This window comes from Streptococcus sp. GMD4S, assembly GCF_000296955.1.
In genome coordinates this window covers 1-530 of record NZ_AJRE01000423.1, presented here as the reverse complement: position 1 = coordinate 530, position 530 = coordinate 1, and the positions used below count along the sequence as shown (strand labels likewise).

General features: G+C 40.9%; 1 protein-coding gene. It reads left to right on the top strand.

All coding sequences use genetic code 11. The annotated features are described in order from the left end of the window. On the top strand, nucleotides 1-530 hold a 530-nt coding region (locus tag GMD4S_RS13620), incomplete at both ends, for an acyltransferase family protein (RefSeq protein ID WP_000320028.1).

Genomic DNA, 530 nt, shown 5'->3' with positions numbered 1-530 from the left:
ACCTACCTGTTTGCGTACTTATTTGGCTTCTTGCTAGCAAGTTTAGCGGCAGTGACCATGATTTTTGCTGCGCGTGTCTTGCATGAGAAAACGCCTGAGATACAAGAACCTCGGATCATTACATTTTTAGCGGATACCAGCTACGCGGTTTATCTCTTCCACTGGCCTTTTTATATTATCTTTTCTCAGTTGATGAGTAATCTGCCTGCTGTTATTCTGACAATTATCTTTTCTTATTTCTTTGCTATCCTATCCTTCTATATTATTGAGCCATTGATTGCCGGTAAATCCAATCCTTTAATACGGAAGATTAGTCGATTGCCCCATATTAAACCAATTAGTGCTACTGGTGCTGGCATTCTTACCTTGATTAGCTTGATTATCATAGCTGTGGCTCCTCAAGTTGGAGCTTTTGAGACAGACTTGATGGTCAATGGTTTCAAACAAGCCCAGACCAATATAGGACAAACAAAGACTCTTGCTGAACAAGCTGAACTGAGTCGTCTAGGAATTTCTGAGGGAACAAGCCT